Source organism: Paenibacillus terrae, assembly GCF_000943545.1.
In the GTDB taxonomy this organism is placed as follows: domain Bacteria; phylum Bacillota; class Bacilli; order Paenibacillales; family Paenibacillaceae; genus Paenibacillus; species Paenibacillus terrae_A.
Genome location: NZ_JTHP01000172.1, coordinates 1 through 1,204, shown reverse-complemented (window position 1 = coordinate 1,204; position 1,204 = coordinate 1). Strand labels below are relative to the sequence as shown.

Here is a 1,204-nt window from a genome sequence, read left to right as displayed (position 1 = left end):
ACTTAGTTGGACAATAAAAATGAGGGCTTGTAGAATAAACCTATCATCCTAAGGAGCGGATCTCTACAATGTCGAAACAAAGACGTACGTTTACAACAGAGTTCAAGAAGCAAATGGTTCTATTATATGAGAACGGAAAATCCAGAGCGGATCTGGTGGAGGAATATGGCCTTACCGCTTCGGCTTTGGATCGCTGGATTAAACAAGGCCAAACGACAGGCTCTTTCTCAGAGAAGGATAATCGCTCGCCAGAAGAAAATGAGCTACTTACTTTACGCAAAGAAGTACAACGCCTCAAAATGGAGAACGATATTTTAAAGCAAGCCGCGCTGATCATGGGACGAAAGTAGCTATCATCCAGAATAACCGTGATAAATACTCGGTATCAGCAATGTGTGACGTCCTGCAAATCGCAAGAAGTACGTTTTACTATGAAGCGAGCGAACCGTCGCCGGAAGACGAAGTGACCTCAGCTATTGTGGACATTTTTCAGAAAAATCGAAAAGCATACGGCACCCGAAAGATCAAAGTGAAGCTTCATGAGCGAGGACTCGTGGTTTCCAGGCGTCGAATCGGTCGTGTCATGAAGGAACAGGGACTGGTTTCAACCTACACCGTGGCACAATATAAGCCGCATACAACCGCTTGTAATGAAGCCGCTACAGTCAATACACTGAATCGCGAGTTTAACCAAACGGAAAGCAAACGGGTGGTGGTCAGTGATCTAACCTATGTGAAAGTCCGGAACGAATGGCACTATATTTGCGTGCTTATCGATCTGTTCAATCGAGAGATTATCGGCCATAGTGCTGGCCCCCATAAGAACGCAGCACTGGTTTCCCGTGCCTTCGCAACCGTGAAAGGTGATCTGAGTCAGATTCAGTGGTTTCATACCGACCGTGGGAGTGAGTTCAAAAATCAAAAGATGGATGAGCTTTTAGATACGTTTGGAATTGGTCGATCGCTCAGTGCGAAAGGCTGTCCGTATGACAATGCCGTGGCCGAAGCTACCTATAAGATCATGAAAACAGAGTTCGTGAATCAGATGAACTTTCAGAGTCTTCGTCAGTTGGAGTTGGAGTTATACGATTATATTCATTGGTTCAACCAGCATCGTATTCATGGAACTTTAGGCTATATGACGCCTGTTCAGTATCGCCTTACAGCCCTTAAAAAAGTTGTTTGATTTACTGTTGACAATCCA

The 1,204-nt window shown here is 44.8% G+C and carries 1 protein-coding gene; it reads left to right on the top strand.

Annotated elements, in window-relative coordinates:
• Positions 1 to 68: 68 nt before the first annotated feature.
• A protein-coding gene (locus QD47_RS29465) for an IS3 family transposase (RefSeq protein ID WP_152643917.1) occupies positions 69 to 1,186 on the top strand; the annotation gives its coding sequence in 2 pieces (ribosomal slippage) (positions 69 to 315 and positions 315 to 1,186; 1,119 coding nt in all).
• Positions 1,187 to 1,204 lie beyond the last annotated feature (18 nt).